The 26864-nt window shown below is 46.8% G+C and carries 22 protein-coding genes; 1 reads left to right on the forward strand and 21 read right to left on the reverse strand.

The features are described 5' to 3' along the window. The first annotated feature begins 62 nt into the window (after positions 1–62). Positions 63–401, forward strand: coding sequence for a hypothetical protein (locus AC2T0J_RS20175; protein WP_489807530.1), 339 nt, complete (start codon positions 63–65; stop codon positions 399–401). Here AC2T0J_RS20175 and AC2T0J_RS20180 read toward each other — a convergent pair. The 21 genes from AC2T0J_RS20180 to AC2T0J_RS20280 all read right to left on the reverse strand — a co-directional run bounded on the left by AC2T0J_RS20180 (position 398) and on the right by AC2T0J_RS20280 (position 26857). Next, the gene (locus AC2T0J_RS20180; RefSeq protein ID WP_489807531.1) at positions 398–8179 is read right to left on the reverse strand and encodes an LPD38 domain-containing protein; all 7782 of its coding nucleotides are present in this window, start codon (positions 8177–8179) and stop codon (positions 398–400) included. The genes AC2T0J_RS20175 and AC2T0J_RS20180 overlap by 4 nt on opposite strands. 7 nt (positions 8180–8186) lie before the next feature. Continuing rightward, on the reverse strand, positions 8187–9476 hold the full coding sequence (locus AC2T0J_RS20185) for a hypothetical protein (RefSeq protein ID WP_489807532.1): 1290 nt from the start codon (positions 9474–9476) through the stop codon (positions 8187–8189). Further along, positions 9476–9733 (reverse strand): hypothetical protein, encoded by a 258-nt coding sequence (locus AC2T0J_RS20190; RefSeq protein WP_489807533.1) that lies wholly within the window; start codon positions 9731–9733, stop codon positions 9476–9478. The genes AC2T0J_RS20185 and AC2T0J_RS20190 overlap by 1 nt, the downstream gene beginning before the upstream one ends. Before the next feature lie 29 nt (positions 9734–9762). Further along, the gene (locus AC2T0J_RS20195) at positions 9763–10236 is read right to left on the reverse strand and encodes a hypothetical protein (RefSeq protein ID WP_489807534.1); all 474 of its coding nucleotides are present in this window, start codon (positions 10234–10236) and stop codon (positions 9763–9765) included. Further along, entirely contained in the window at positions 10233–10811 is a 579-nt protein-coding gene (locus AC2T0J_RS20200; protein WP_489807535.1) for a hypothetical protein, read from the reverse strand. Before AC2T0J_RS20200 ends, AC2T0J_RS20195 begins: the two co-directional genes overlap by 4 nt. A 3-nt stretch (positions 10812–10814) precedes the next feature. Beyond that, positions 10815–11201, reverse strand: a complete 387-nt coding sequence (locus AC2T0J_RS20205) for a hypothetical protein (protein WP_489807536.1) — start codon at positions 11199–11201, stop codon at positions 10815–10817. 43 nt (positions 11202–11244) lie between these two features. Further along, positions 11245–11382 carry a hypothetical protein gene (locus tag AC2T0J_RS20210; protein WP_489807537.1) on the reverse strand — a complete coding sequence of 46 codons (138 nt, stop codon included), beginning with the start codon at positions 11380–11382 and terminating at the stop codon, positions 11245–11247. A 28-nt stretch (positions 11383–11410) separates the two neighbouring features. Then, positions 11411–11803, reverse strand: coding sequence for a hypothetical protein (locus tag AC2T0J_RS20215; RefSeq protein ID WP_489807538.1), 393 nt, complete (start codon positions 11801–11803; stop codon positions 11411–11413). Then, positions 11781–15950 (reverse strand): phage tail tip fiber protein, encoded by a 4170-nt coding sequence (locus tag AC2T0J_RS20220; protein ID WP_489807539.1) that lies wholly within the window; start codon positions 15948–15950, stop codon positions 11781–11783. The genes AC2T0J_RS20215 and AC2T0J_RS20220 overlap by 23 nt, the downstream gene beginning before the upstream one ends. Continuing rightward, entirely contained in the window at positions 15943–17601 is a 1659-nt protein-coding gene (locus tag AC2T0J_RS20225) for a hypothetical protein (protein ID WP_489807540.1), read from the reverse strand. The genes AC2T0J_RS20220 and AC2T0J_RS20225 overlap by 8 nt, the downstream gene beginning before the upstream one ends. Further along, positions 17601–17804 carry a DUF7940 domain-containing protein gene (locus tag AC2T0J_RS20230; protein WP_489807541.1) on the reverse strand — a complete coding sequence of 68 codons (204 nt, stop codon included), beginning with the start codon at positions 17802–17804 and terminating at the stop codon, positions 17601–17603. Before AC2T0J_RS20230 ends, AC2T0J_RS20225 begins: the two co-directional genes overlap by 1 nt. Beyond that, entirely contained in the window at positions 17801–18271 is a 471-nt protein-coding gene (locus AC2T0J_RS20235) for a hypothetical protein (RefSeq protein WP_489807542.1), read from the reverse strand. The genes AC2T0J_RS20230 and AC2T0J_RS20235 overlap by 4 nt, the downstream gene beginning before the upstream one ends. A gap of 9 nt (positions 18272–18280) precedes the next feature. Next, positions 18281–19375 carry a hypothetical protein gene (locus AC2T0J_RS20240; RefSeq protein ID WP_489807543.1) on the reverse strand — a complete coding sequence of 365 codons (1095 nt, stop codon included), beginning with the start codon at positions 19373–19375 and terminating at the stop codon, positions 18281–18283. After that, positions 19372–19983, reverse strand: a complete 612-nt coding sequence (locus AC2T0J_RS20245) for a phage adaptor protein (protein WP_489807544.1) — start codon at positions 19981–19983, stop codon at positions 19372–19374. Before AC2T0J_RS20245 ends, AC2T0J_RS20240 begins: the two co-directional genes overlap by 4 nt. Positions 19984–19986: 3 nt before the next feature. Further along, complete coding sequence (locus tag AC2T0J_RS20250) at positions 19987–20640, reverse strand: phage adaptor protein (RefSeq protein WP_489807545.1); 654 nt, start codon at positions 20638–20640, stop codon at positions 19987–19989. A gap of 15 nt (positions 20641–20655) precedes the next feature. Further along, positions 20656–21003: a hypothetical protein gene (locus AC2T0J_RS20255; RefSeq protein WP_489807546.1), complete on the reverse strand. Its 348-nt coding sequence runs from the start codon at positions 21001–21003 to the stop codon at positions 20656–20658. 59 nt (positions 21004–21062) lie between these two features. Beyond that, positions 21063–21995 (reverse strand): phage major capsid protein, encoded by a 933-nt coding sequence (locus tag AC2T0J_RS20260; protein WP_489807547.1) that lies wholly within the window; start codon positions 21993–21995, stop codon positions 21063–21065. A gap of 35 nt (positions 21996–22030) precedes the next feature. Further along, positions 22031–22990, reverse strand: a complete 960-nt coding sequence (locus AC2T0J_RS20265; RefSeq protein ID WP_489807548.1) for a hypothetical protein — start codon at positions 22988–22990, stop codon at positions 22031–22033. Between the two features lie 131 nt (positions 22991–23121). Continuing rightward, on the reverse strand, positions 23122–23364 hold the full coding sequence (locus tag AC2T0J_RS20270; RefSeq protein WP_489807549.1) for a hypothetical protein: 243 nt from the start codon (positions 23362–23364) through the stop codon (positions 23122–23124). Beyond that, complete coding sequence (locus AC2T0J_RS20275; RefSeq protein ID WP_489807550.1) at positions 23361–25343, reverse strand: portal protein; 1983 nt, start codon at positions 25341–25343, stop codon at positions 23361–23363. The genes AC2T0J_RS20270 and AC2T0J_RS20275 overlap by 4 nt, the downstream gene beginning before the upstream one ends. After that, a complete protein-coding gene (locus AC2T0J_RS20280; RefSeq protein WP_489807551.1) occupies positions 25343–26857 on the reverse strand; it encodes a terminase large subunit in 1515 nt (504 codons plus the stop codon). The genes AC2T0J_RS20275 and AC2T0J_RS20280 overlap by 1 nt, the downstream gene beginning before the upstream one ends. Between the last annotated feature and the right edge of the window lie 7 nt (positions 26858–26864).

Here is a 26864-nt window from a genome sequence, read left to right on the forward strand (position 1 = left end):
AGCAATTAACTAAATCCACTATTTTTAGCAAAAATAAATCACTCAAATACAAAGGAGCTATCATGAGCGACTTAGAAATATTCTTCTATTACTTTGTAGAAAGGGGGTTGTATCTATTACCGATGAATTTAGTTTTAATAACCATTTTTTCAGTTATTTTTAAAAACCCGTTAAGCTCTACAAACATTAGAAATAGAAAGCTCCATTTTATTTACTTTCTATTAACATCAATAATTACAAGCATATTTACATACATTGGTAACTTCGCTGGAAGTAAAATTTCAATTATTGAGGTACCTTTATTTGTGATGTCAGGCATTGCAATTATTTATGTTTGCTACACCCCTGTATACTTGGGGGTAATATACTTTAAAGGTGGAAGTAAGGCCCCGGTTGATTAGTCCTCTTTCCTTCGGTTGTAAATAGCGTTAAACCTGTCAACGGCGTTATCCATTTGCTTTTCAATTTGTTCAACTTTGACTTTATTTTCTTTCTCGATGTAATAATCGCGTCGCTTCCGGAGGACCTTTAATCGCTTTTTAGTAGACCTAGCCCGCTCCACTAGGCTTAGAGTGCCTTTGTGCTTTTTCATAAACTCAAGGCGATCTCTACCTTTTAATGAGTCAAGTTCAGCGCGAATAGTTTCTACCTCATCCAATCGTTCATAGAATTTTTGCTGGTCGCCATAATCATTCGTTTCACCATAAAAGCGGCGAAGGAACGGGGTTCGACTGGGTTCAAATTCACCTTTTGTGGCTCGAGCTGTAGTTTCTGCTGTGTTCATTGCGAAGCGGCCCACGCCGCCGCCAATGTATTCAAGCATGTAACGGATTGATTCTGGATGAACATCTACCACACCTTCTCGGTATTCGCTTCCGCCCGTTAATTCATTGAGCCATAGAGCAGTATCTTTGTATGCCTGATTGGTTGATTTGAAATACGTTGCCGCGTCTGATTTTTTAGTGTCAAAGCGATCATTACTGTCGTTGTAAATGCGACTGCCAAAGAAATTGGTATTGGTTACCAGGTCGGTCGCTGGCTTTCCTATTTGCGGCATCACCGTTTTAACAGTGGTTTCCAATCCATCACTTCCCTCAGACAAACCAAGCGGAACGAATGACCCCATAATAGCTTTAACCAGGAAACCAACATTCTCTGACAGTTCCCCCCCGTTCACATAGGATTCAGCAGCTACGCCAAAGTTACCAAAAATGTTGTAACCGTAAGGCATTGGAAAGGTAACGTAATCCTTGCCGCCCGGCACCATGATCACAAAGTTACGCTCTTTCACATGATTAGGTAATTTATCCCAGTAGCTTTCTCCATCATCATCCTCGCCAGCTATCAGCCGATTGAGATAAGCCATGGCAAAGGATATGCCTGAAATCGTAATGCCAGCCTTTTGAGCAAGATTGAGCTTGCGCTTTCCGTTAACGGTTTTTGGTGTGAAAATCGCTCGAGCAAAGTTGGCGGTACCCTGTATGCCCGCGTTAGCAAACAGGTAAAGTGAGTTAAGCCAAGTGCCGCCCTGACCCTTGCGGTTAAAGTTAACAGTTAGATTCTTGGCCAGAACGCCTGCCTGATGCTTGCTTATGCCATTATCCATGGCATTTTTATACACAGATAAACGAATGGCATTCTCTACGGCGGAGTTGTAGTCTTCAATGAACTGCCAGGCATCACGCGCATATTTCTCAATGCCTTTTTTAGTCTGCAGCGTCATCATTTTCTTTAAATCTCTGGACTGTGTTTCCAGATCTTTCATATCAAAGTAACCGGTCTTGGCGCCAGACTTTCTAAAATCATCGAAATGACCGGACCAGATAGTGTCTGTGCGGTTGTCGCGCAGCGCCCGGCGTATCCCCATGAATGACTTAGGTAAGTCCTTAATAACGCCGGCGCTAAAGGATTTAATATCCACGCCTTTAATGCGGCCGTCATCCACATCACTTTCAGCTGCCAGGTTATACAGCGCGGTTTGCACATCGCGGGTAAAGTTGGTCAGCATGAATTCAGGGTTGGCAGACGTTGAAACTGTTGCCAGATACCGGTTAACCATGCCCAAGGCACGGGTAATGCGATTACCGTTATCAACGCCGACATTTTTCATTTGCATCGCCAGTACCGGATCATCCAGTTTAACGAAATACTGACTACCGCCGCGCTTGGTGGCAAACCACTCTGACGTTGGGTTACCCGCAAGGGCTGACATTTCACCGACAGTCATTGGTCCTTCAATCACCTTTCCGTCTTTGTCGGTGGTGCGCTTCATTGGTCCTTGTGTGGTGTAGACGTTCCATAATTCAGGGTTGGGTGCAACGTCTATCAAATCCAGTAGCGCATTCCCTACTTCGTTTTTGTGCCCCCTGGTAATGGCTTTTTGAGTATCAGCAAAGGCATGCAACAAAGGACTTTCAGCCTTTGATTTACGGCCCAATGCGCGAATACTCTCTTTACCCTTAATATTAAAGCCCATACCGGTACCCTTGGGCTTGCCGCCTTCATCCTTGGCCTGGCCTTTTAATGGCACGTAATGATCGTAGCTACTCTGCAGGCCGCCAAAGGTTTCTTCATCAATAAGCCCCTGTTCAAGCATCTGCTGAGTGCGAGCGTCAATCATTTCACGGACAGTGCCGGCCAGTTTTTCAAATTGCTTTCTGCGCGGATCCCGGTTTACCGCCTGGACAATGCCGGCCGCTTCAGCATCAGTCATGCCTGAGCCGGCATTCATTTCTGGGTTGATAGTGTTGATATACGCATTGCGTTCCGGCGCATGCAGCGCATAAAGGTAAAGATCCAACTCACTTTGCTCGATGTTGTTCTTTGCCATGCGCTCTGCGATGGGTTCAAGGTAGTCATTCTCCAGCTGCCTGAAATCTTCCTCTACCTTGCCGTAATACAGCGATTCCTTGCCATATACGTCAGCGTTATCAGGAATAGCAGTTCCAGACTTCCTGATCTCTGTCTGCGCACGCTTAACCCGGTTGAACTTGTCCTGGATAAAACGCAAGGCATATTCCGTTTTGGTTTCTTCTGGTAAGGTGAACGGTGCGGCATCATCGGTGGTGCGAAACATGATGTTATTTGTTGGTACATATCCATTGTAAGTTGAGTTGTACTTTAACCTTGATAATATTTTGGGGTTTTTAAGCAAAGGTTCACCGTCAGAACCTTTACCAACTTCTTCACCTTGTACTAAGTAGACTTTCGCACCATCAATGACATAGCTCATGTGGGCGTCAGATTGTATGTTGCCTGACTCATCAAACTCAAAAGCGCCTTTTAATTTATGAAATTTTGCTCTGAATACACTTACTCCTGCTTCAAGTCTTCCATTGGCATGATTTTTTGACTTTCCACTTTCCGGAAGCTCGTTGAATCTAATGAAAGTGTCTTTAAACTTATTTTCATTCTCTTTGACTTTTTCGCTAACTTGTTTAGCTGCTTTATTAAGTGATGATAATTCTTCTTCTGTTGGTGAGGTTATCCAATCTTTACCCGCACCTATCAATTCTCCATCCTCATTATATTTCGCCCAATGAAGACTGTTAGGTATAGCTAAACGAAACCCACTATCTTCATCAACAAATTTAAAATCAAACCCATTTATGCTAAATACTTCTATAGTTTCACCTTTTTCTTTAATGTTTTTTAAAGTGATACTATCAACCTTTCCGCCGTTCCTGTCGCCAATCATAAAGCTGGTTCCACTTTTTTTCTTAGAGCCTTTTTGGGCCGCGTTTCTAGCCTGTCTGAGTAGGTAGAATAAATCGCTATCCTTGATCTTGGCAAGACCGGGCAACCCTAACTTGCGTAGCCCGGCGCGGATCATGCCAAGTATTTCACGCGCAAGACGTTTGACGCTGGGTTTATTGTCTTGCTGCATGTGCGCTAACAGTTCATCCATGAGCACACGGTTTTTAATTTCCTGCGGTATATTTGTTCCCTCAAGGCCATCAATGTAGCTGTCAAGATTGATGCCGTGTCGCTTAGATGTATCGCGCAACCCCTTGAGTCCACCATTGGCAATAAACAATTCATTTAGCTTTTTAGTGACATTCTTGCCAAACAGGTTTGCTATACCCTGGTGCCCGTAAACCTCATGGAAAAGCGTTGTTTCAATGTCCAGTTCACTGCTATGCTTATCTAACACAACATGCACTTTACCTTTATGGAATACGCCTTTTACTTGATACTCAGCGCCCTGGGCTTTTGCGGCCTCTTTTATTTCCTGAGGAAGATCGTCATACGTTCCGGAAACAATAACGTCACCCAGAGCCGTGCCACTGAGCCCACCGGTAAACCGGTCGATGACTTTATTAGCATCAGCACGACTGATGGGCATATCACCGGTACCACTGCCGACAACACCCGAGTCAAGCGAGAATAAAGCGACATTACCATCTTCTGTTTGTTTACTCTTGATAGTTCGGAAAAATCGATCGAACGCCTTATTAATTTTTTTAGCTTCAGATTCTGTAGGATATGGATAAGTACCTTCGTCAGTAGCGTTCCACCCTTTTTCACTCACAATGTTAGCTAGGTAATCATTTGACTGTTTTGAGTCATCCAACTTATCAATAATGTATCGCTCAAATGAGCGGGCTGACATTTCTACCTTAGTGTCCCAATAACGTTTACTGTGGCGTTTATCCAACTCACCGCTTCGAGAAGGCAGAGATGTATCTTCAATAGCGTTCATTACATTAATAAATGCCTCGCGCATTTCGGGGCGAATACCATCAATGCGTTTATATCGATTTTCATGAGTCATATATGACTCTTTGCCGGTCGCGCCAGTGGCAAAATAATTATCCAGCGCGTGGAACCACTCATGCGCCAAGGAGCCAGAGCCTGATTTTTTTGTAAGGTTAATGACCATTCTTCCTGGTTCGTAGTGTGCAGCTGCAACCATGCCATTTCCACCACGACCACGCGCACCAAACGCTAGGCCTAATTTACCATTGAGCGATAACGCGCGAGGTGGGATGCCAAGCACTTCAGCAAGATCGATTAGCCCGTCATAAGCCTGATTTAAATCCTGCTGCCGGCGTTTGTTTTCAACATAATTACCAAACTGAACCCCGCGGAAACCGAATTCTTCCGCAAACAACTCTGGTGTAACGTTCCCCTCAAATCGAGCAGGGCCAACACGCTTTCTATTCTCAGGGCGTCGCATTTCTGGCGTTTCTTTCATTTTCGCCAGTTTCATTTCTATTTCATCGCGGCTATCACGTAAAGCAGCTCTGGCGTCAACAATATTATCGTACTCAGCAATCCTCAGAACGCCATTTGCACCTTTCCAACCAAGGAAATAATTTTTATCGTATCGATCCTGATAAATAGATATTTTTGTTTTCCGCCTGGTAGGCTGGCCATCTTCTTTTTCTAGTTGGCTTTTTAAGAATTTCACTGCCTCCGCTTCAGTATCGAATGAAAGGTCATACAAATCTTTTCCGTCGCGGCGAATAAAGAATTTCGTTTTTGGTGTATCGTATTTTTCACCACGAAACATGCTGAAGCTACCAGAATCAATACGCCAGCGTTTACCTGCTTTCTTTATCGCTTCAGGCTTAACCCCTTCAAATGCGTCAACTGACTCAGAAATACCACTAAATCTCCCACCCATTGACCGGACTTTTCGTTTTGCTTCATCGATTGTTAACGTACCATCAGTTAATCCGCTTACAGTATTTCTTACTTTATTTACGGTTTCAGTCCATCGTGGCATTTTATAGCGCGTTCGAGGCTTGCTTGGAATGCTGTCTTTCAGCATTGAAATGAAGCCGAGAACTTTTTTATCTGCACCATCTTGAGCCATTTTTTCATAGTTAGGGTCAGGGAATGATTTGCTAAGCGGAACTTCTGAAACGTCCATTTCCTCTTTAACAGCATCACTAAATCCAGACCAAACATGCTTTCTGGCGCCATGAAGCTTTTCGCCAAAATCGTCAATTTGCTCGATCACCTGATCTTTGCGGCCTTTCGCTTTTGACTCTACTGGCAATGTAAAAGGCTGCTTTGATTTACGTGGGCGCTGAGTCCAAGCCTTAAAGTCATCAACGTTGGTTTCGGTAATCTCGCCCAGGCCATTCCAGTTTTCATCATAATTGGATAAATAACCCTTTCTGGCTGATTCGACATTATCAAAGCCCATCATCACTTTAACTTCGTCAAAATTACCGGTGGCCGGATCAATCTGATCAACAACAAATACTTTCTGGCTGTCGGGATTGTCGCCAATAAAGACGTCAATCGAATCACCATCAGCACCGGTGGTGCCTTTAATGTCGCCGTAATGGTGTTTCATCTTTGAAGACCACTCATTACCATCAGGGTCGATACCAGTGCGCGTGGAGCCTTTTGGGTTCTCAATGGAAATATCAAAGCCGTGAAGTTTTACTTTACCCTTCTTATAATTGCCGGCTTCTTTCTGCGCCTGCGTGGGCTCAGGAAGGTTATTAGTGGGGCTGGTAGCCGCCTCGTTTGCGGCGGCTTCAATTACTGCTGATTGGTTTTGTGGTTCAGTACCTGTTTGCCAATTTCCACTTTCCATAGCATCTTCATTGCTACCGGTAAGCAACTGGTCTTCACCAGTTGCTTCATATCCTTGATTCGATTTTCCAATTAACTGATCAGGTGAAACAGATCCAGCTTCCCCCAGCAACAAACGATTACTACCTGGCGTATAAACCTCTCCACTGTTTCCGGGAGACTTTTCTTTTTTCACTGTGGTGCGTTTGTCAATCGAAGACTGCGAGATTTCTTGCGCTGCTCCTTGCTGTTGCAGAGTTTCATCATTGCTTCCATCAACCGTCCATCCATAACCCCCATTAATTTTTACTACGGTGGGATTTAGTCCTTTCTCTCTGGCACTGCGAAACTCTTTCGTCAACTCAACTGCACGACGACCACCAAACGGCTTGCCATTTCGCTTAACCTGCACGTTGCGGCTATCCCCGGAAAACACTATATCCTTGTCAGGCAATTGACGCTGCGCACTCTCATTGACCTGATCAGCGAATGCCTGGGCCTGCTGCATAGGCCGGCCATCTTCGCCATAAATCACATCAGAGCGATCCGGTAATCGACGTGGCCGCTCAAACTGACCATCGATTATCGGGGCGTCAAACGCAGCACCAACGGGCACTGAATTAGGTGTTTCTCGGTATTGTTCGTATTCACCTTCGTAGGTATAAGGCTGCATCTGGCCACGGTATGGAATGTCATTTTGACCAAACTGCCAGTTAGGTTGCCAGGTCTCTGCGGTTTCGCCGGGTATAACAGTCACATCACTGGTGTTTAGCGCTCCATCTGGTTCAGGCTGAATGTGTGCGAACGGATCCGGCGTGATATTTTCGGTTAAGTCGGTTTCTTCGGTGTCGCTAAGTTTTGGCGCTGGCTCACCACGGTACTTTTTGTAAGTCGCTTGACCTGCCTCAGTACCACCACGGATGGTGCCGCCCACGGCAGCGCCTCCTACAAATGCTTCGTCCAGATTTTCAAATTCATCAATTGACTTGCCAGTCCCCCATTGCGCTAACGCTTCTTGCCCCGTTTCGGTTACGCCTTCGCCCAGTGCAGATTGGCCAATGCGTTTTATTACGTTTTTACCTTCGCCACCAAACACACGGCCAAGTGAGGATTCAACGCCCAGCCTTTCTAATCCGGCCTGACCAAACCCAGACGCGGCTGCTCGCCAAGGTTGCTTTTTGTCTTCTGGCTGTGCCTCATATGCCTCATTCGACATACCCACGCCCATGGCAAACAATGCGGCAGGGTTTAGCGCTGAGGCCATCATAGGGATAGACTGAGCAGTCATTTCACCCACATAACTTGCAGCATCACTGACAGAGCCGATATCCTTGTAAGACTCTACGGTAGGCGAGTACGCTTGCTGCTCTTGCTGATTACGTCTTATGCCTTCATCGGCCCATTGAGATAACGAGCCACCTTGACCGATAGCACGCCCTATTGCGTTGGTCTGCTCTTCTTGTGGCACACCAACATCAGTAAAGCCTTTTACGGCGCGATAACCTAACTCTTGAAGTTGATCAACACCGGCACCCAAAGCAGGCAATATGCCCGATTCGCCTTGTTGGGCATCTGGCAAATCAGCAAACGGGTTATTCTGTGCGTCAGGAAGATCAGCAAATGGGTTATTCTGGTCAATAGCCATTTATCACCTACAGGTTAATTTGGTCTTGTGGAACGCCCATTTCAATAAGGCGTTGAATGACAGCGTTGCGATCTTTGCCGCTTTGAATTGCAGAGGCAGCTTGTTGTAACACTTGGTTATACTGGCCATCAGGCTGCTGGGTTTGCGAACTGGCCGGCCCTTGTTGTGAGGCAGGCTGGTTATTTTCAGCCATCAAATACCCGGCATACTCTTGTATGATGCTTTGGGTTAACTGCTGGCGTTCTGCCGGATTGTCTGAGTATTGCGCGTCCTCCCATCGCGGATCGTTTTGAGCTAACTCAAGCGCATTCTTTCTAAGCGTTGCTCCGCTGGGGTCTTTCTGCGACATATAGCGGGCCCGCACTAATTCTTCTGGGCTTATCCCGGTCATTTGCGATAACATGATGATTGTCTGCACCTCCGCAGGGACGTTACTTCCTTGGCTCGACGTTTGAACCCCTAGCGCCCTGTCAGCACTTCGGTTTAATTGATCGTAAACACCGCTGCCTTCCATTGTTTTAGCCATATTCCTCATGACCGCTGCAGTTCCAAGTAATTCATCGCCTGTAAAAACTCTATCAGGATCATCAGGGTCAATGCCGCGCATCTCGCTAATGTATGACGTGTACGCCCCTTTATCGGTAGTGACTCTAACAGGTAACTTCGTCGAACCGCCATCCAACTGCTCAAACCCCACAATGGAAATATCGCGGATCACGCCGCCATCACGGCCCTTCATTTTCCCGACATTTCGATTTAGTTGCGATTTAAACAAACCGTTTGCGTTAGCTATGGCGGCAGTATTATCGTTTTTATCAATACTATCGCCGAGTGCAATTGCATATTGCCTGCCTAACTCGTTCTGCATAAGCTCAAGATTGGTGCCTTTAAAGCTTTCATCCTGATCAAAGCCTTCCCAGTTACCCGTTGCTCTGTACATATTCAGTCGCTCTAATGCGTTCTTTTTGGCGCGATCCGTTTTGGCTGAATTGAGATTGAACTCGGCAGCACTGTTTTTCGTTTTGGCGGTTTGATTTTGGGTTTTCATGGTATCAAGATTAATACCGCGAGTTTCATCCCGGTACGCGTTTGCACTGGGCAGATCGTCGGCCTGATTTTGCAATAAACTATTATTTAACCCCATTCTCTCCATGCTGGCGCCGTGCTGCTCTTCCTGCATCCCCATGCGCTTGCGTTGCAATCCCATTTGCTGGTCAAACCGCAGATCGCTTTCTTCATTGCGATAGTGCCGGTCCATCATGTTAAAGCCGGTGCGAAACCCTTGAACCAAACTCATTAGAATAACTCCGATAGTAATAACGCGGCACCCAAACCAATACCGCCTGAGGCAAGTGCTGATAACCCCATTGATGCGCCGGCCACACCACTGGCCATATTTGCGCCGATAGTAGCGCCGGTCGACAGCCCAACACCGGCGTTTGTTTTCTTGGCGGCAGCATCGGCGGCTTGAATATTTTTATTGGCAATGTTACGTTGTGTTTCGGATTGAGCCGACTGACGCATTCCTGACAAAGCTCTTTGCTTTGTAGCCATGCCTGTATTTACCACTCCGTATCCCATGATTACCCCCCGTAGGTGCCATTGCTGAAGTTTGAGCGTGAACCGGCCGCACCGGTAATCAATCCCATTCGCTGATCTTGATTTGCCAGGCGCGTGTTATTTTTTGCATCAGCCAATGATAATGCCTGCCGCATAGAGTTTTGCCGTGATGACTTGGCTTGCTGCTGGGCATTCTGCTGCACCCCGTAGCGGCTCATTTGCAGGCTGCCTGCACTCATTTGCGGATTGCTAAATGACGCAACGTTACTTGCAGAAATGCGTGACAATTGTTCGTCCAGCAACTCTCTTGACTGGGCCAAGTCAACCATGCGCTGCTCAAAAGGCTGAAAACGCTGCAGGTAGTCACTGTATTGACTGTCAATAATGTTGGCGTAAGTTTTCGACGCATAATCATCATCGTCAGGGCTAACATAACCGCCGCTTGCCTGACCAATCTGGCTGGAGTACTGCCCTCTTAAATTGTCATAAAAATTCATTGGCCACCGCCTGAATTACTGGTCTGGAGCCCATAACGCGTACCAGCCCCGACCACTGCCCCGGCTAATTCTCTGTTTTGGTCTCGCTTGTTAAGCGCCAATCTTGTGTCGTTGTAAGCTTCTTGACTGGATAAACTGGCCATATCCGCCATACCACCAACGGCCGTGGTTGCCTGCCCCTGCCCCATGGCCACAACATTGCCTATTTCGCCGAGGTAGCGATTTTGCTGCCCTACTTGTGCCCGGCTGATATTGTCGACTTTCGCACCACGCTTATTGGTGTCCAGCCCAGTCATTGCTTCTTTTGCCATTCCTGAGTTGGGGTTAATAGCGCGAGCATTCAGGCCGTTGACCGTATCATTCACCGCCTGGCTGTATGCTGCCTCTACTGGCAGTGCAGCAAGTCCGGCAGCCTGATTGTATTGGCTATCAGAATTAAGTCGGTCGACGTTATCCATATAGTCGTTTTCAAATGGCTTATACGTGTTTAAATAATTCTGCCACTGCTTCATGGAGACACGCGCAAGCGCTCGTTCTTGTTGAGTTTCTTCAATTTCAGAGCCGCCGCCACCCATAATCTAAACCTCTTTTCTGTAGTAAGTTGCACCGTTTGATGCAGAATCGATAACAAAGCCGTGCTTTATGGCTAACCGCTTAAACCCTTTCCGATACGACCGAAACAAAATAAATGTCATGCCTGTGTGCTTTACCATCCGCTCTATTGACTGAAAATCATTAACGGCTGTTTCCGGGTTGTTATGTATCCCCAGGGCAATAAATACGCCCCGCTGGCTATTAGCGTCAACGATATGCCGCAACACAAAGCAAAACGCTTCAGTGCTTACACAAAACGCTGAATGGCTTTCAATTTCTCTTTTTAGTCGGGTAAATGTATTTTGCTCACCAAAACGCTGATCCATTGCATTTATTTGAAATTGAAAATTATCAAACTGGTCTTTTTTCATAATAAAAAACCCCGTCAATGCGGGGTTGTATTAGTGGTTTCGGTTACCGTTTGGCGAATTTCTCTTTTACCTGCCGGGAGTGGCTAATTAAGCGCTCACCGTCAGGGCCGATATTAATACCCTGGGCTTTTAAGTGAGCAAACGTTTTTATAATCGCGTCCAACTGATCACCAGTAGGCATGTAGGATTTCTTGCGTAATTTAGCAGGGTTAATTGGCGTCTTGATTTTCAATGGTATAAACCTTTGCGTAGTAATGAGGATGATACACTTTGGCAAAATGGGTGCCGGGCTGATCGACGACTATCTCAACCTGGCCATCATCGATCACAAATTGCTGTCCTTGCCAAACCAACACCGCACCGATGGGAAGCGGGATAACAAATTCACCATTCACCCATTCACCTTCTGAAAAGTGTTTTTTAGGCATCATGGAATTAAGGTCTCTGTCAAAATACGCATCACTTATTGCATAGCCTTCAGACTTTGCAATCGTTTTGCCAGGCTGAAGCGGGAAGTCACCAGGGCGACCAAACACTTTAACTTCCACCATTCCTGTAGACGCGTCACAGATGAAGTAATTACTTTTTGTTTGCGATGACATAGCCTTTCGCCTGATATTCAATCCACGTCTGACTGCCGTTGGAGACTAGCCTCAATCTGAATGATGTTTGACTGATATTGGCTGCAACTGAAACTGGCAACGTCTGATAACTATAACTACCGTCAACGGTTGTCGTGGTACTCATGGAGTCGAGCAGTGTGTTAGTTGTCGTACCATCATACAACTCTAGGGTTAGCGTGATATTCGATGACACGCCGCCGACCGGATCGGTGTGATGAATAATTATCGAAATAACAGAATTAACGACCCCGGTAGCACCTGCACTAATTGTTGTATCCAGAATAATTCCATCAGTTAATGATGAGCCAACTAGGACCTCTGTTTCGATGGGCGTCGACTTTGTTATCGCCTCATCGATAATTTTAATAGTACCAACCGTTAAATCTCTAATGTAGGTTCCATAAAGGCCATTAGAGTTCATCATAAGTTGATTACTATTGTTGTATATCGAAATACTCCTGGCACGCACCTCGCCAGTATTGGTGAGGGCAAACTTGGCGTTACCCAACGTGCGGTTATCAGTGTCGGTATCGGGGTTGTAGTAAGTCGTTGATCCAAACCACATTGCAAGCGAACTATCAGGATCAAAGGCCATAGAATAGCCGCCGTTCTCAATCCAAAATTCATTCGCCTCTAATTTGGCGCCGTACAACTTCGCAGCATCTAGGCGTGTATTTACCAGTACATTACCTTCAAATACAGTGCTTAACTCTACTGCTAGGGTGCCGATAAATGCAGCTCCAATGACAGCTTCGCTCAAGAAAACCTGCCCGCCTTCCACACCAAACACTGACTTCCACTGCCCATTGCTGGGATTAAATACAGCAAACCTGTCTGATGCAACAGTCAATGACGTTTTGCCATCAAGCACCATAAATCCTATGCCATGCCGAAGGTCTTCAACTTGCGCCTGTACGCCCCACTGCGCCGAGTATGAACCATTCAAATCAACGGATACTTGTGTGATTTGTGAAATGGAATAATCGTTGCCGCCATAACTCACCGTGTAATCCGCGATTTCTTGAGCAACTGCCTCAGTATCAGTCACCACCACCTGATTAACTTTGTCAGCAAAAGCGCTAGTGATATCACCATTGTTATCTACAAACTCTGACTTTAGCGCGGATACCGCTGTTGACGTTGCAGAATCGGCTTGTGTTTTGGTGTAATAGTCATTGGTCAGCGTGGCCTTTCTTGCATAAGCAGGATCAAGCGTTTGACTCTTGAATGTAGTTAACGCCTGGATAATAGCGGTATCGGCACCGGTTTTGGTGTAGTAGTTAAGTGCCAGGTCGGCGCTGTTAGTGTAATTCTGCTCAATGGTTTCAGAATTAAATAAAGTGATTGCCTCAGAAATGGCTTCATTAGCTTGCGTTTTCGTATAGTACGCAACCTGCAGATCTGCGGTAGTGGTGTATTGTTCCTGCAAAATACCGCTTTGAAATGTGCTTATTGCGGTACTTATCGCTGTATCTGACTCTGTTTTTGTATAGTGGTTTGTTGTTAATGTTGAATTTGTAACATAGTTGTCCTTAAGAGTGCTGGACTCAAACGCCGTAATGGCGCTGGAAATAGCGGTATCCGCTTCAGTTTTTGTGTAATAACTTAACTCTAACGCTGAATTAGTAACATAGGTTGGCGATATTGTTGTTGATAGAAAATTGGTTAGTGCACTGCTTATTGCCAGATTAGACTGTGTGATCGTGTAGTAATCTGTCTTGAGCGTAGCTTGGCTGGCATAAATGTCATCGGCCGTGAATGCTTTAAATTCTGTGATAGCCTGCGCGATAGCGCTATCTGCCTGAGACTTTGAATAGTAATCTTTTGTAAGCTCTGCCCCAGTGACAAAATTAGGATCCAGATAATCCGTTTTAAACGACTCAATTCGACCAGCAATTGCCGCATCCCTGGCAGATTGCGAATAATATGTTGTCGATGTATTCGCTACTGACAGAAATAAACCATCTGATACGCTTGCCTCGGTTTCTAATACCGCCTGGCTTATCGCCTCATCAACATCGTTCTTTGTATAGTAATCACTAGTGAGCGTTGATACCGAAACAAAGTTTTCATCAAGATAGCTTGTCCGGTGTTCAGTGATTGCTTGCGATATTGCAGTGTCAGATTGCGACTTGGTGTAATAATTAACAGACAAATCGCTCGACGTTACAAAATTTTGATCAAGATAAGACGTCTTAAAATTAGTGATAGCCTGAGAAATTGCGCTATCAGTATCAGATGACGTGTAATATGACTCATCTAATACAGATAACACCAACTCATCCACATCGACAAAACCAGTTTCAAGCTGAAATATCGCCTGAGATATCGCTCCATCCACACCAGACTTAGTGTAATACTCTCGCTGCAGATAGGCTGTCGTTGCATAATTGGGCTGAATAAATTCAGTGTTGAATTCCTGAATAGCCCCGGCGATTGCCGCATCCCTGGCAGAAGTGGTATAAAACGTTTGATTGATGTTTGCTACTGCTGCAAAAGATGCCTCGGCCAACTGCGATGTTAATGATTCGACAGCTTGTGAAATGGCAATATCCGTTGTCGATTTTGTATAGTAGTCGCTGGTTAATGTAGCATTGGTGACAAAGTTTGGGTCAATGTACGTTGATGCTAGCTCAACGACCGCATTGGATATCGCTTGGTCAGCATCAGTTTTGGTGTAGTAATTTAGTTCTAAGCTGGCATTAGTTACCAGGTTAACATCAACGTAGTCGGTTTGGAATTCTGTAATCGCTTGAGAAATAGCACTGTCAGCAGTAGTTTTTGTGTAGTAATTTTGCTCAAGCAATGCCGTAGTTGTGAAGTTGTCAGCCAGGTAACCATTTTGAAACGTTGTTATAGCTTGTGATATCGCGCTATTTGCATCCGTCTTTGTGTAGTAGTCCGTGGTCAAAACAGCGACAGTGGCATAATTTTCAGCAAGGTAACCACTTCGGAAAGTTTCAATCGCACCGGCGACATACGTGTCGGTTTCCGTCGATGTGTAGTAGTTGGACTCTATTTCAGCAAAGCTCTGATCATATTGATCTACAATAGCTTGCAATGCGCTTGCTCTGGCGCTTGATTCGGCAATAATTCTATCAGATAAGCTCTTGGCCTCTGACCATATTAATGCCGTCTGATTATCAAAGTACGTGGTCAACTCTGCATGTTGAAGCTCTAATGCTTCACGCCTAGCCGTTTCTTCGGATAAAAGATCATCGCGGACAGATTGCAACTCAGATATCCGAGTATTCTTTTCCGTGGTCAGATCAGCAATGAGTTGATTGCGGGTATTTAACAGCCTGACTAATTTATCTGTGTTGCTTTCATGGCTATTGACTATCGAGTTAAATAAACCGTCCGCCAGGGTACCAACATCGCTGTTTAAGCCATCAATAAGTTGTGACTTATCAAACGCCTCCTGAGCTTTAGCGTCAGTATCAGAAATAATCTGCCCTAGTTCGGCAAGCGCATCATTAAAACTAGACTGAAATTCGCTTAACGCCTGCTCACTTTCTTCCTGAAACTCGTCAAGCTGATCCTGCACACTACGCATGGTTTTTGCGTAGACACCGGATGAGTTATGAACAGGGCCAGCCGTACCAACATTATTGACGAAGCGCACCCAATAATAATAACCGGTATCATGCAGTACGGCGTCAACGTAAAGCGAGCCTGATACCGTTGCGACCAGAACAGCCTCACCTGGATCGCGAGGATCAGTCATATCACCAAGCGAATTTACAGTATTTCGCCATATCTCTGCATAATTGTGACCAGCGTAGCTTGGCGTATCCCATTGCACCATAATGGTAGTAAAGCCAGCTGTCGCAATGACGTTCTCAGGTTTGGTTGGCGTTTCTGCGTCAGGCTCTGAGGGGCCACTGCCACCGCCCACTACTATAGTGCTTGATCCGCCACCTCCTACACTTCCCACATAACGGCCACTGCTATCAAGCAATCCGTAATTGATTAGATCGCGCACAAGCACAGCGCGATCTTGAGTGTTTCTTGTTTGGCCAGTTAATACCGCGATATTTTTTGCAATAGAATCAACATGACGCTGTTGGTCAGGGCGTTCAAATCTGGCCGACCCCGTAACCCCAAGAAACGCTTTTTTAGCCAACGCGTAATTCCTCTGGTGAGGTAGCTATTATTACCGACTCTATTTCATCAGTCCCGCTTAACGTGAAAGAAAGACGGCGAGCTCGGAAAGAAGGGAGTCTGAAAAATTGATCTGCGCCCGATAGTGACAGCGTGAGAATATTTATGCCGTCTGCAGTCAGAGTAAATTGAGTATTATCGAGTGTTTCGCCGCGGATCTTTACACACGACAGCATGCTATCAGTTAAATCAAAGTCCTTTGATTGCCAAGTGTAAGTTAGCTCCTCGCCATTATCGAAGCTCACCAACGCATCATTCACAACAAGATAAAGCTTTCCACTTTTCGTATCGTAAAATCCAGCATCGGCATAGAAATCAAGCTCAACGAAATCACCATTCCGCAAATCAAAAACAAATCCAGCAGTACCACCGTAGAATGCGACATAATACTCACCATATCGGTAAGCGCGAATGGTGTCTGGCTGAAGTGACTGCCAGTATTCCTTTGATAGCAAGGTGGTTGTAACTATTTGTGCACCATTATGACTGATCGAAACGAGGCCATCATGACTGGCATAAAGCGCGGCCTCTCCCATATCAACCAACGATTGCCCGGAAACGCAAGGTAGCGCCGCATCCAGCACGGTAACTGTAAAGCTATCTGGCAGTGTACCAGACATGATTGCCGGTTTATTATCAGTAGCGACAACAATGCCTCCGCTCATTTCTGCTAGACCGACTACATTGTCAGGTAAAGACTGCCTGTACCCCGTTGGGTACGCATAAGGCAAATATGGCTCACTGGGTATGATGGCGTTATCCGCAAACCCGATCGCTACGCCAAAAGTCGTGACAATCAACCCTTGCATATCGCTGGGCGGCTTGTCGTAATCATCGGTCGCCAGTAGTGCTCCTAATTCGTAGGATTGTTTATTATCCTGATAAGACGTATCGGTAACCGGTATTTCATCTACTAGGTATAGCTCAGTCGCATCGCCGCTTGTGGCTGTCCGGTAAATTCGTCGTAGCGTGATGTTTTGATCGGCAAACCCGCCATTATCGTAAAAGCTTAACGTTACCACGTCACTGGAACTGAACAGCTCAATGTTTGGTGTTATTGGGCTAGGAGGACCTTCTTCACCGTAGGCCGTAACATACGTGCACACATAAAATCGGGTTTCATCATCATCAGTATCAACGTTGATATAGCCGCTTTCTGATTCGATGGTGTAATTCGCAGGGTCATCACCTTCATCAAGATCAAGAGATTGATCGTGATAGGTAACCAAGAACAAAAATGACTCAGGATTATCTACGCCAAGTTGATAATCAGCAAAGGGCAGAACGCCTGCACCTGTTGCGATCGCACTATTCGTATATTTAGGCTCGCCATCACCGGTGAAATAAACGCGCTGATAATCATCTTGAGCGATAGGGCTATTAACCGCACTCACATCACCATCCCAACTAAACCAGTAGTCATCACCATACAGGAATATGGTTTTTGCGTTCGTCGCAAGATCTGGTGTTCCTTCTGCACTGTTACTTTTTAGAGGGCGTATATTCCCGTTTCGTACCCGACAATTACTTGCCACCTGAGATTGAGACTCAGCAATCAACCTGGGCGATACCGCATTAACCAACCCTTTAAACGTAGGTACGACTAATCTCACTACTCACCCGAAAGATCTTTTTGTTTTACGACTCGAACAAATGCGATTGCGACACCAATGACGGCATTAATAATAACCATCCAGCCGGGTCCAACCCCTATTTTTGGTAAAAAATACAGAAGCATATTTACCAAAGGAACTATCACTGCCAGCCGAAAAGACCATAAGCGCCAGGCGCTTTGCCAGTTATCGATGAGCTTCATGCGTTGATATCCCAGTAGGTAGTGATTTGTTCGGTGGCCAGTAACAGCGCCTCGCGTAAATCGCCCAGTGTGACATCGTCCATTACGCCGGTACCGGTGGGCGCCAGCGACCATTTGAGTGTATAGCTATCCAGTTCGCCGGTTAGCGCAATCACCCGGGCCGTCATCGCGGCAATACTATCTTTGTCTGCCTGGTACTCATTACCCGCCGTGGTGGTCACGGTGAGACTTTGAATATTGGCCAGCCGTCCCGCCTTAAACGCTTCAACCGCCACTTGCGCAGCCTGCGCATCCAGCTCACTCTGAGTTAACCAGGTAACTGTTTCGCCGGTCAGGTCCACCACTTCGCCGTTGAGCTTTTCCCAGTCGCCGGTGTCGGCGTTTTCAATCAGCGTGGTTGTGCGCGCCTTGCCGTTAATGGTTTCCTGCATTAACAGCGTGGTGTCGTTGGTTTGTGTAATCGTCATAACAATCCTTTACATGGTGTATTCAAGTTCGGCCGTGGTCGTACCATCGGCGCACAATATGATGTCCGCGTTTCCGCCCGGCAGGCCGGATGTGGTTAAATCCAGAATGAGCATACGCGGGGAAGACAGCGCATTGACGGAGAACCCACCGGATATACCGGTCACAACATCGGTACCCTGCGGCGTTCTTAGTCTTAATGTGCCGGAATTAACCTGAATACCGGCTGGTACCGAGAATTCATTAATTTCAATATAAAACCGAGCTGAGGTAGCGGTAGTCGCGAAACCATGTATAAGCGCGCGACCGTTGGCAGCGGTTGCGAACTTCCTGAGGTTTAAGTTATGTTCACCATAAAAATCAAACGGGCCAGACCACTCATTGTCGCTGAGCATGGTCCGGAAAGCGGCCCTAGGTGCGCCGCCACTGTGACTTAACGCTAGCTGCGATTGGCGGGCGGCGTTGTAACGCATATTAATGATGGCTGCCGCCCAGCCAAACGCCGGGTAACCGTTAGGTGCATCACCATCACGACCAAACATAGTGGGATAAATGGTAGCGCCTGCTACAATTGATGGAGCATTGCCGGTACTCAGCAGGCCAGCATCACCTACTTTCATCAAGCGGTTGGCCGTGTTATCCGTCGAACTGGTTGTTACATCTTTATCTGCCGCTGTACCTAACAGATTATTAATACCATTAGGCGTCATGACAGTGAGCACATCACCATTGATACTGGTTACTGTTGCCCAGTTATCCGGGGTATAAAACCAATCTGTCATTTCTTCTTCACGGTTTTGCCATTTCTGCTGTACGGCAAGAACCTTGGCGGCAATCTCTGCACTGGTTTGCGAAGTAAAGTTTCTGACAATGGCGTAATCGCCGTTGGTAACGGTGGTTTCAGCAAATGCACCGCCCGTAACAATATTACGAATACGGATTTGCGTGTTGGTGTCTACCTGGTATATTTCGTAGAACTTATTGCCATCGACCGTAAATAAATCACCCAACTGCACATTGGCAATATTGATAAACGATGTACCGTTGCCGGTAGCAGTGTTTTGCCCGTTATTAACGGAAACGGTACCCGTTTTATATAGACTCATAAGAACTCTGGAATATCCAGTTTGATGTTGCCAGGCGTGTTGTTCAGCATGATTTCTTCGGCTTTGCGATTGATTGCTTCTGAGAACAACTGTTCGTAGTAACTTACTTCGTTAGGGGCGTGCCATTCGGTGTCGGGATGGCGCTTTAATATTGATAGCGCACCGGCCCGCAAGGCTTCGGCGTTTTCGTCAAACGCTGAATCTGGTATTTGTGTGGCGTTGAAAGCAGGCTTAACTGCGATGGTGACAGTGAGCGTTTCGCTTGAGTCAGGAACTGGCACCAATTTAACTTTTCGGTCAAACTTGCCAAGGTAATATTTGGGAGTGCCTTGATAGTTGACCATATTGTCATGCTGTGCGAACTGTAGCGCATCGGTATCACTCCGCTTGACGCTGAGCACTGATACCACTTCCGTATCTGCACTACTCGTTTCAATGGCGTATTCAGCTTGGCCGGCAACCACGTTAATAGTTACCTCCTCTTGCATGGCGTGAACCACACGAAAGAAGTGCCGGGCCGCATCTTTAATAGCATTGGCAGCGGTGAACGCAGGGACATTCGGTGCGTAAGGTGCCACCAGTGTCAGCATGTCGTTAAACTGGGTCATGCGTTATCCCTGCTCACGGCTTGGGTTCATTGCCAGATCGACGCTTGATTTATTACCCAGCGCCCGCTCAAACACGCTGTAATGTGCCGAGGCCCGTGCGGCATTGGCCGCATAATCAGCATCTTTCGAGTACGCCTGGTAAAGCATGTACTCTTTAATAGCGTTGAAATAGCTGTCATCAACACCAATAGTCGTCGTGTCAGTTTCAAAATTAGAAATGGACACGGCTGCAGGTGCTGTAGAGTAAACAATTTGCAAATCAGCGGCAGTAGCCGGTTGCGGGTAAACATACGCGGTTTTTGGATCGCGTTCATCAAAGACCCAGTTTGTTACCGTGCTGCCTTCTGTCTTGTGCCAATTCGGTATTTGGTCATCCAAGGTGCGACGGTCGGTTTTGCGCACGGGATTGCCTGTAGTTACATCGCTAACAATATCCATCCAGCGTAAACCGTCACTAGGCAGTGTCTGCTTTGACTGATTAGGTGTTAACGAAAACGCGATATTCTTGGTGCTGGCATCCGGTCGAAGATTTACCACTGCCAGCACAGCATTATTATAACCGTTCAGCAGTTCCGTATTTGGCCAGCGTGTACCGGTAATATCCACTAATGTGGATCTGACCTGATCAATAACGTCTATGACTTTGCGTGTTGACATTGGTAAACCTCGTTATTATTCGCCGGTAGCAGCTTTAGGCGGTCGGCCGGGCTTTTTGGGTGCAGACTTTTCTGCTTCCATCGCCTCGATTTTGGCTTTGAGCGCGGCGTTTTCTTCGGCCAGTTCTGCGCTTTCTTCAGACTTTCGAGCCATTGCAGGATCTTGCTTATTCTGGCGGGCTAAAAACTCAGACTCAGAAATCTCAACCAGACCAAACTTACCCTTTCGATACTGCTTAACTAATTCTGGGGTAGCTTGAAATACTCGGCCTGATGCTGATTTGAGAAAATCAGGGGCTGGAATTTCAGCTTCCTGACCTTGGACGTCGACAGCGCCCGGTGTAATGGGTTTTACTTGTGCCATGATGGCTCCTTAAACAAAAAAGCCCCCAATAAAGGGGGCTGTTAATTGACTTTCGGGGTTTAGCCTAATTCCCAAACACCGTGACCCAATTGCTCAGACATTAACACGTCAAAGCCGTAAACGAACAATGAGCGAACCAGGTCGCCAAAGTCGTTAGGGTTTTTCAGTGTTTCCATTTCGGTGATTTGTGCTGCAAATGACAGCGCAGATTTATGACCAAATAACACGTCATACGCACCACTGGTTACACGCAAGTTGCGTGAAGAGTAAATGTGCAAACGGTCAATCATGCCGATTTTACCGGAACGCAGAGTTGAGTTACCGTCACCGGTCAAACTCGCGTCTTTCAGTTCTGACGTCTTAATGCGAGCACACATTGAAGGCGGCAGGATCACGTAACGGTCTTCATCCGGCGTGTCGGTTTCGTCCAGGCAAACACCACAACGCTCAACGAGCACATCAACAATGTTTCCTTTGGTGACACTGAGTGGTGATGCCGCAGTACCCAGATTCAACGAGCCTGAGTCTTTACCCGCGGTTGCACCGGCGTTAACCGCAGCAGCTGCAGCGTAAATAGAGCCGAGGATATTCTTATCAACACGGCGCTTCATTTTCATGCCGCCGTCCTGTGAGAACGTATCCATCAGATTGATATCTGATTGATATTCGTCGACGCTGTTTACTTTAAATGCAAAGTAATGACCCTGATCGACAGTCAGTGAGACCGGCGCGCTTTCAGGCTCTTCATACGAGAGATTTTGACCTTTCTCGTAATCGTTGATGGTGATATCAGGAACGGTCCGAATGTTCACTTTATCGCCGAAGTCTTTGATTTCGCCTTCGTAGTCCGTGTTAGCGATTTCCATGTACACACAGTTTTCGTAGTACTTGGTCAGTAATTTCTTTGACCAAATCTCAGGAATAAAGTGTGAATCGTTGTTTGCACCAGTAGATGAATAGTTAACACTACCGGAAGCGACTGGATAACCCATGAGAGTAATCTCCTAATGGCCAGCCCACGCGGGATTTAACTTATAACTGTACCCGCCGAATAGGCTGCGAATAATTTCCGCTCCCACTCTTCAAACTCTTGCCGCTTTAACTTGCCTTTGTTGTAGTCGTCATACAGTTTTTCAATCTGTTCTTTCGTCCACACATTGTCGTCACCGGCAGCATCCCCAGGGGCGCGGCTGGTCACGTCGACATGTTCTTGCAGCGGATTGTTATTAAAGCGGGAGCCCTCTTGGGCTTTAAAGGCGGTAAAGAAGTACGCAGTACGCTTTATGTCACCGCGAGAATATGCGCGGTTCATCAGAGTGTTTCGGGTTTCGCCGCTGGCGTCGTCAATTTCTGACAGCCATTCGTGGAACATTGGATCGGTATTGACCTGCTCAAAATCAATTTTCGACTGACTTAGAGTGCTAACCAGTTCACGCTCGCGCATTGACGCGGTTGTTTCCTGAGTAGCCCGCTCGTTGTTGTCGAGTTTGTTTTGCAGGTTTGAAACCAGATCCCTTAATTGTTTCACTTCCGCATTGCCGGCGCCCGCTTGTCGTGCGACGGCTTTGGCAAATTCTTCGCCGTATTCCTCAACCAGATCTTTATCCAACTGAATCTCACCGCTGAGGTCCTGATTACCCGCCTGTTGCTGTTGCTCTAATTGTTGCTTCAGTTGGGTGTTATCATTTTCCAGCGACTGGAGACGTTGCTGCAGTCCGGTATCGGGTGTGCGTTGCTGAGCTGCTTCCAGTTCATCACGCAACTTTTTTGTATCGGCGTTGTACTTGCCTTGTAACACGCGGTATTTATGTTCCCAGGTTTGATCAGAATCCGGCGCTTTGGGCTCGGGTGCTCTGTTTTGCTGGGGCGGCTTGGCGTCTTCACCAGTGTTCCCGGCTTCGGGAGTTGGCTTGTCACCTTCACTCTGTTTACGTATCAATTCGTTTGCTTCTTCGTCTGCGTTTTGCAGTGCCGTTGGTAAGCCCATCTTGTCTTTTCCTTTAGTGAGTCAGTGTTATGGAGTCGCGTTTAGCGGTATTCCGACTGGTGTTCACGGTTATTGGATATAAAAAAAGGCCGCCGTAGCGACCTTGTGTTTCCCTTGCGGGAGGATTAACGTTACTTTGCAATCTGAGCCAGTGCGGTATTCGGATCGTTGAGCAGCGTCAATAATTCTTCCAGGGTGTGTATTGCCCCCTGGTTCTTAAACATTTGTTCGATATTGCCGGATGACTTGAGCGCTTCAACGCTTTGTTTTTCCAGCATTTCGATAATTTCAATAATTTTGGCGTATTGTTCCGGCTTGGTGTTACGCAGGAAAATAATTGCCTTGAGTTGTGATTCGTTAAATCCGGTGATCACTGCGGCTGCCCTTGCTCTGCCTGGTTACCCATAGCTTGCTGTTGAGCGGCAATTTCATTGGCGAGTTTTTGCCGAAGTTCTTCCTCGGTGGGAACAAACCGGTTAGCCGGTAAATCCGCCGACTTTGCAGCGCTTTCGAGTAGTACCCGTCGACCCTCAGGACCAATAATTTGCATATCAGTCGGATTATTAGTGCTGGCCAGGAACTCGGCTTGGCGCATGGCGGTGGCCTCTTTGTGCATCAACGCATCGGATCCGCGCGCTTTCACCTGGGCGTCGCCTTTAATATCGTCGGGAACGTCCGTGTCGAGCATGGCACTGATATAGAGGTTTGATACCAGCGGCTCAATCACATCAATGTCAACGCCTCGCACCACGTTTTTCATGGATTTGCTGGCCGCATTCATGAGCATGGATAACCCGGACGCTGTTTTACCGGCACCGGCCGCTTGGTCTGAGCCATACGCGTAAGCAGGAATGCCGCTTTTATCGTCGGCGTAGCGCTCAAAACGCTCATAAACCGTTAGCAACTCGTTAGCTTTAATGTCAGGACTGAAAAAATTGACGCCCGGCCGGTTTTGCCCGGCACCATTTAAACCCTTACTGCTAAATTGCCAGATTTTACCAGGGTGAATGTTTGTTACGTTAAATCCTTGGGGTATTTGCGCGAGATCTACCGACACCTGCGGCTGCGCACCAATTGCCATATTATTAATTAACGCTCGCATTGTAGCGTTAGCTGAGTCCTGAATATCCTCAATGATTTCAGCCAGCGCTTCACCGCAAAACGAATTTGGTACATCGCGGAATGTGGCTTTGTAATACCCTGGGCGCCCGTTTGGATCTGGGTTTACAGTAGCTTTAATCGTGTAATTCCCGACCACGACCACGGTTACCGGGTATTCGGCATACTCGTCATCAATTTGCTGCTGAATGCCCCAATCGATTAATTGCTTACCTTGGATCCAGCCGGTGAATTCCAGACCGTCAATGTTTTCGTAGTTATGAAAAGTGAAATTGCGCTTACCTTCCAACCGCTCCCGCTCTGAGTCGTTAAATACCCACTGACGCAGGCCATGACGATAGTCACGCAGGGCCATGACGATATTCTGGCTGTTATAGCCCTTAGAGCCCCGCATTGCTGCCAGGGTGTTAGCAGTAAACCTTACGTGCTCAATATGCCAGTGATCACCAATTTTGGTCGTGGACGGCGACGGGTAGAAATCAAACGGGGATACCCGGCGAAATTTGCGAACCAATTTATCTTCGACAATCGGGGTATGCTGCCCGGTTCTTTTGTCCTGCTGCCACTTAACCCGCTTCTCACGTCGATAGATTGGGCCTTTCAGCACAGCAAATGGGTACGTCACTAAATCATCCAGGAACGCATCAAACTCGCTCCTGAAATCACCCTCTACCATCATATCTTCGATATGCTCGGCCATTTTCTCCATTCTGGCCTCGGCTTCTTCGTTTATCTCCGATTTGATCCGGTCTTCGTGCTGCTTTAATACCTGCTCAGTCATCGCCATGACTTCTTCACGACTGCCAGCGGTACGCATTGCGTTTTGTATTGCGATGGAAATAATGTTTTGCGCTATTTCTGGGGGTAATTCTGGTACCGGCGTGGGTTCAATACTAAATGGCCGATCGTCGCTGGATGCGAACAGATCAGACAGCCAGGCTTTTGCCGCGTGAATTTTGGTACCGGTGAGATTCATGTAAACCTCACTACCGCCCTGTTTACGGATTTTTGATAGCTTTTCCGGGCTATATTCGCCCTTCCGTCGACGCAGACAATTAGTTAACCGATCGGCAATGTCCATTTTATGGTTTTTTGCCGTCTGCCAGCACGCTAATACATGCTGAGCTAGATTATCAGTAATACGCGGCTGTTTGTCGCGCTGCGCATCAATCTTTGCGTCTTTGTCATCGTCCTGCTCTTTTTGCAGTTGCAACGCATTTTTAACTTGCAGCATTATGCCCAGCCTCCTGAGTCTTGCACCTGGACCTCTGCAAATCCGGTGTGGAATGATTCGTTCATGCGATCCCTGATTTCGTTTAATGCCACTGCAAATGTTCTAAACGCGTCTGACGGATGACTCGCTTCATCGTGTACGGGCTGAGATTTCCACACGCCGTGCTTGTCATCCCAATCTTTGCGATAGGCTGACAGGCCAGAGAACCCTACTTCCGTCCTTGACTCATCAAACCAACACAACGGCAATACGGTTCGGACTGCCTCAATACCGTCGGCAATAGACAGTTTAGGCGCGGTAATAAAATCAATACCCAGAGATTGGGCTGTTTCCAGTCGAGATTTACCCGTTCCGAGCTCTCTCACCGCAATATCATGCGGCGCTACGTGAAATCCGTAGTTGTAGTGGTACTTCTCCCTACGTTCATCGAGCATACGTTTGTAAAACGCTAAACCTTCGCCTGAGTTTTGGTAATAGTCGATAATCCGGTACTCCCGGCCAACCTGCTGAACAAACCAAATACTCATGGTGTCCGACATACCCAGATCCCAAAACGTATGGACCAGAGCGCTTGGCTCAAACGGTACACGGGTTAACCGGCCGCTGGCGTAAATGTCGTTTATCTGTCGGCGGTAATAGGCGCCCTCGATGGACTGCTCAAAAGCTTCTTCCGGAGTCGCAGGGTATTCGCGCCTTATATCAGCGCCGAGTGACTTTTCTTTTGCTGTGTACCAGGCTAACTGCCCGTTCGTGAGTCGTATCGCGTACTTTTGTTCGAGTTTGTATTTGTACTCAAGCAATCTATCAGGGATAACAACATTGTCATCTTCCAACGAGTAGTCCGGATTCTCATGCCATGGGAAAAAGAAAATCTCCCAATCCATCTGACCGGGATCCGCCCCTTTGCGTTGCCGGTTAAGTGCCTCTTGGCAATAATCGTAAAAATAACCGGCTTTACCTTCCGCCGTTGACTCAATGGTGATCACGCAGTCTTTCGACACTGCCTCAAACGCACCGGTTACAATCTCTTTGGCTTTGTGCGGGAACTTGGCGCAAATCTTACCGAACTCACTGATGTGCAAATATGTGAGCGTGCCACCACGAAACGATGTACCTACAGCAATCGCTGAGCCATTGGCAAATACCAATTCACCGGCCCGGGCAATTTGTGCCGGCATCATCGCTTGTAGTGTTGGTGGCAGGTTGTTGTACGCAAACTCTACCTTTTCGCGGAACAGTCTGATTGAATCATCACGACTATGCGTAATTACTGCGCACCTGGTATTGTCGTTAAACAAACAGGCGTCCAGCATAAATATCATTGTGAAAGTCGTGAAGCCCAACTGCCTAGCCTTCAGAATGATATTTCGGTAGTGCATCCCCTCAAAAAACGTCATCTGAGCGTCATTGAGTTTGAACTTGATTTTTTTGCCGGATTTATCTGTTATGTAATACAGATTATTGATTCGCCAGCGCCAATCACTGAGATTCTTCTTTAACTCTTCCTCAGTCATTTTGCAT

It is taken from the genome of Alteromonas sp. ISO5 (assembly GCF_058105165.1).

Excerpts from the sequence above, each read along its gene's own strand:
- AC2T0J_RS20210 (WP_489807537.1), bottom strand. The coding sequence starts at position 11,382 with ATGCCTACTGGTGATCAGTTGGACGCGATTATAAAAACGTTTGCTCAC.
- AC2T0J_RS20240 (WP_489807543.1), bottom strand. The coding sequence starts at position 19,375 with ATGAGTCTATATAAAACGGGTACCGTTTCCGTTAATAACGGGCAAAAC.
- AC2T0J_RS20205 (WP_489807536.1), bottom strand. The coding sequence starts at position 11,201 with ATGAAAAAAGACCAGTTTGATAATTTTCAATTTCAAATAAATGCAATG.
- AC2T0J_RS20265 (WP_489807548.1), bottom strand. The coding sequence starts at position 22,990 with ATGGGCTTACCAACGGCACTGCAAAACGCAGACGAAGAAGCAAACGAA.
- AC2T0J_RS20260 (WP_489807547.1), bottom strand. The coding sequence starts at position 21,995 with ATGGGTTATCCAGTCGCTTCCGGTAGTGTTAACTATTCATCTACTGGT.
- AC2T0J_RS20175 (WP_489807530.1), top strand. The coding sequence starts at position 63 with ATGAGCGACTTAGAAATATTCTTCTATTACTTTGTAGAAAGGGGGTTG.
- AC2T0J_RS20185 (WP_489807532.1), bottom strand. The coding sequence starts at position 9,476 with ATGAGTTTGGTTCAAGGGTTTCGCACCGGCTTTAACATGATGGACCGG.
- AC2T0J_RS20280 (WP_489807551.1), bottom strand. The coding sequence starts at position 26,857 with ATGACTGAGGAAGAGTTAAAGAAGAATCTCAGTGATTGGCGCTGGCGA.
- AC2T0J_RS20275 (WP_489807550.1), bottom strand. The coding sequence starts at position 25,343 with ATGCTGCAAGTTAAAAATGCGTTGCAACTGCAAAAAGAGCAGGACGAT.
- AC2T0J_RS20195 (WP_489807534.1), bottom strand. The coding sequence starts at position 10,236 with ATGAATTTTTATGACAATTTAAGAGGGCAGTACTCCAGCCAGATTGGT.
- AC2T0J_RS20215 (WP_489807538.1), bottom strand. The coding sequence starts at position 11,803 with ATGTCATCGCAAACAAAAAGTAATTACTTCATCTGTGACGCGTCTACA.
- AC2T0J_RS20250 (WP_489807545.1), bottom strand. The coding sequence starts at position 20,640 with ATGTCAACACGCAAAGTCATAGACGTTATTGATCAGGTCAGATCCACA.
- AC2T0J_RS20255 (WP_489807546.1), bottom strand. The coding sequence starts at position 21,003 with ATGGCACAAGTAAAACCCATTACACCGGGCGCTGTCGACGTCCAAGGT.
- AC2T0J_RS20180 (WP_489807531.1), bottom strand. The coding sequence starts at position 8,179 with ATGGCTATTGACCAGAATAACCCATTTGCTGATCTTCCTGACGCACAG.
- AC2T0J_RS20235 (WP_489807542.1), bottom strand. The coding sequence starts at position 18,271 with ATGACGATTACACAAACCAACGACACCACGCTGTTAATGCAGGAAACC.
- AC2T0J_RS20245 (WP_489807544.1), bottom strand. The coding sequence starts at position 19,983 with ATGACCCAGTTTAACGACATGCTGACACTGGTGGCACCTTACGCACCG.
- AC2T0J_RS20200 (WP_489807535.1), bottom strand. The coding sequence starts at position 10,811 with ATGGGTGGCGGCGGCTCTGAAATTGAAGAAACTCAACAAGAACGAGCG.
- AC2T0J_RS20230 (WP_489807541.1), bottom strand. The coding sequence starts at position 17,804 with ATGAAGCTCATCGATAACTGGCAAAGCGCCTGGCGCTTATGGTCTTTT.
- AC2T0J_RS20190 (WP_489807533.1), bottom strand. The coding sequence starts at position 9,733 with ATGGCTACAAAGCAAAGAGCTTTGTCAGGAATGCGTCAGTCGGCTCAA.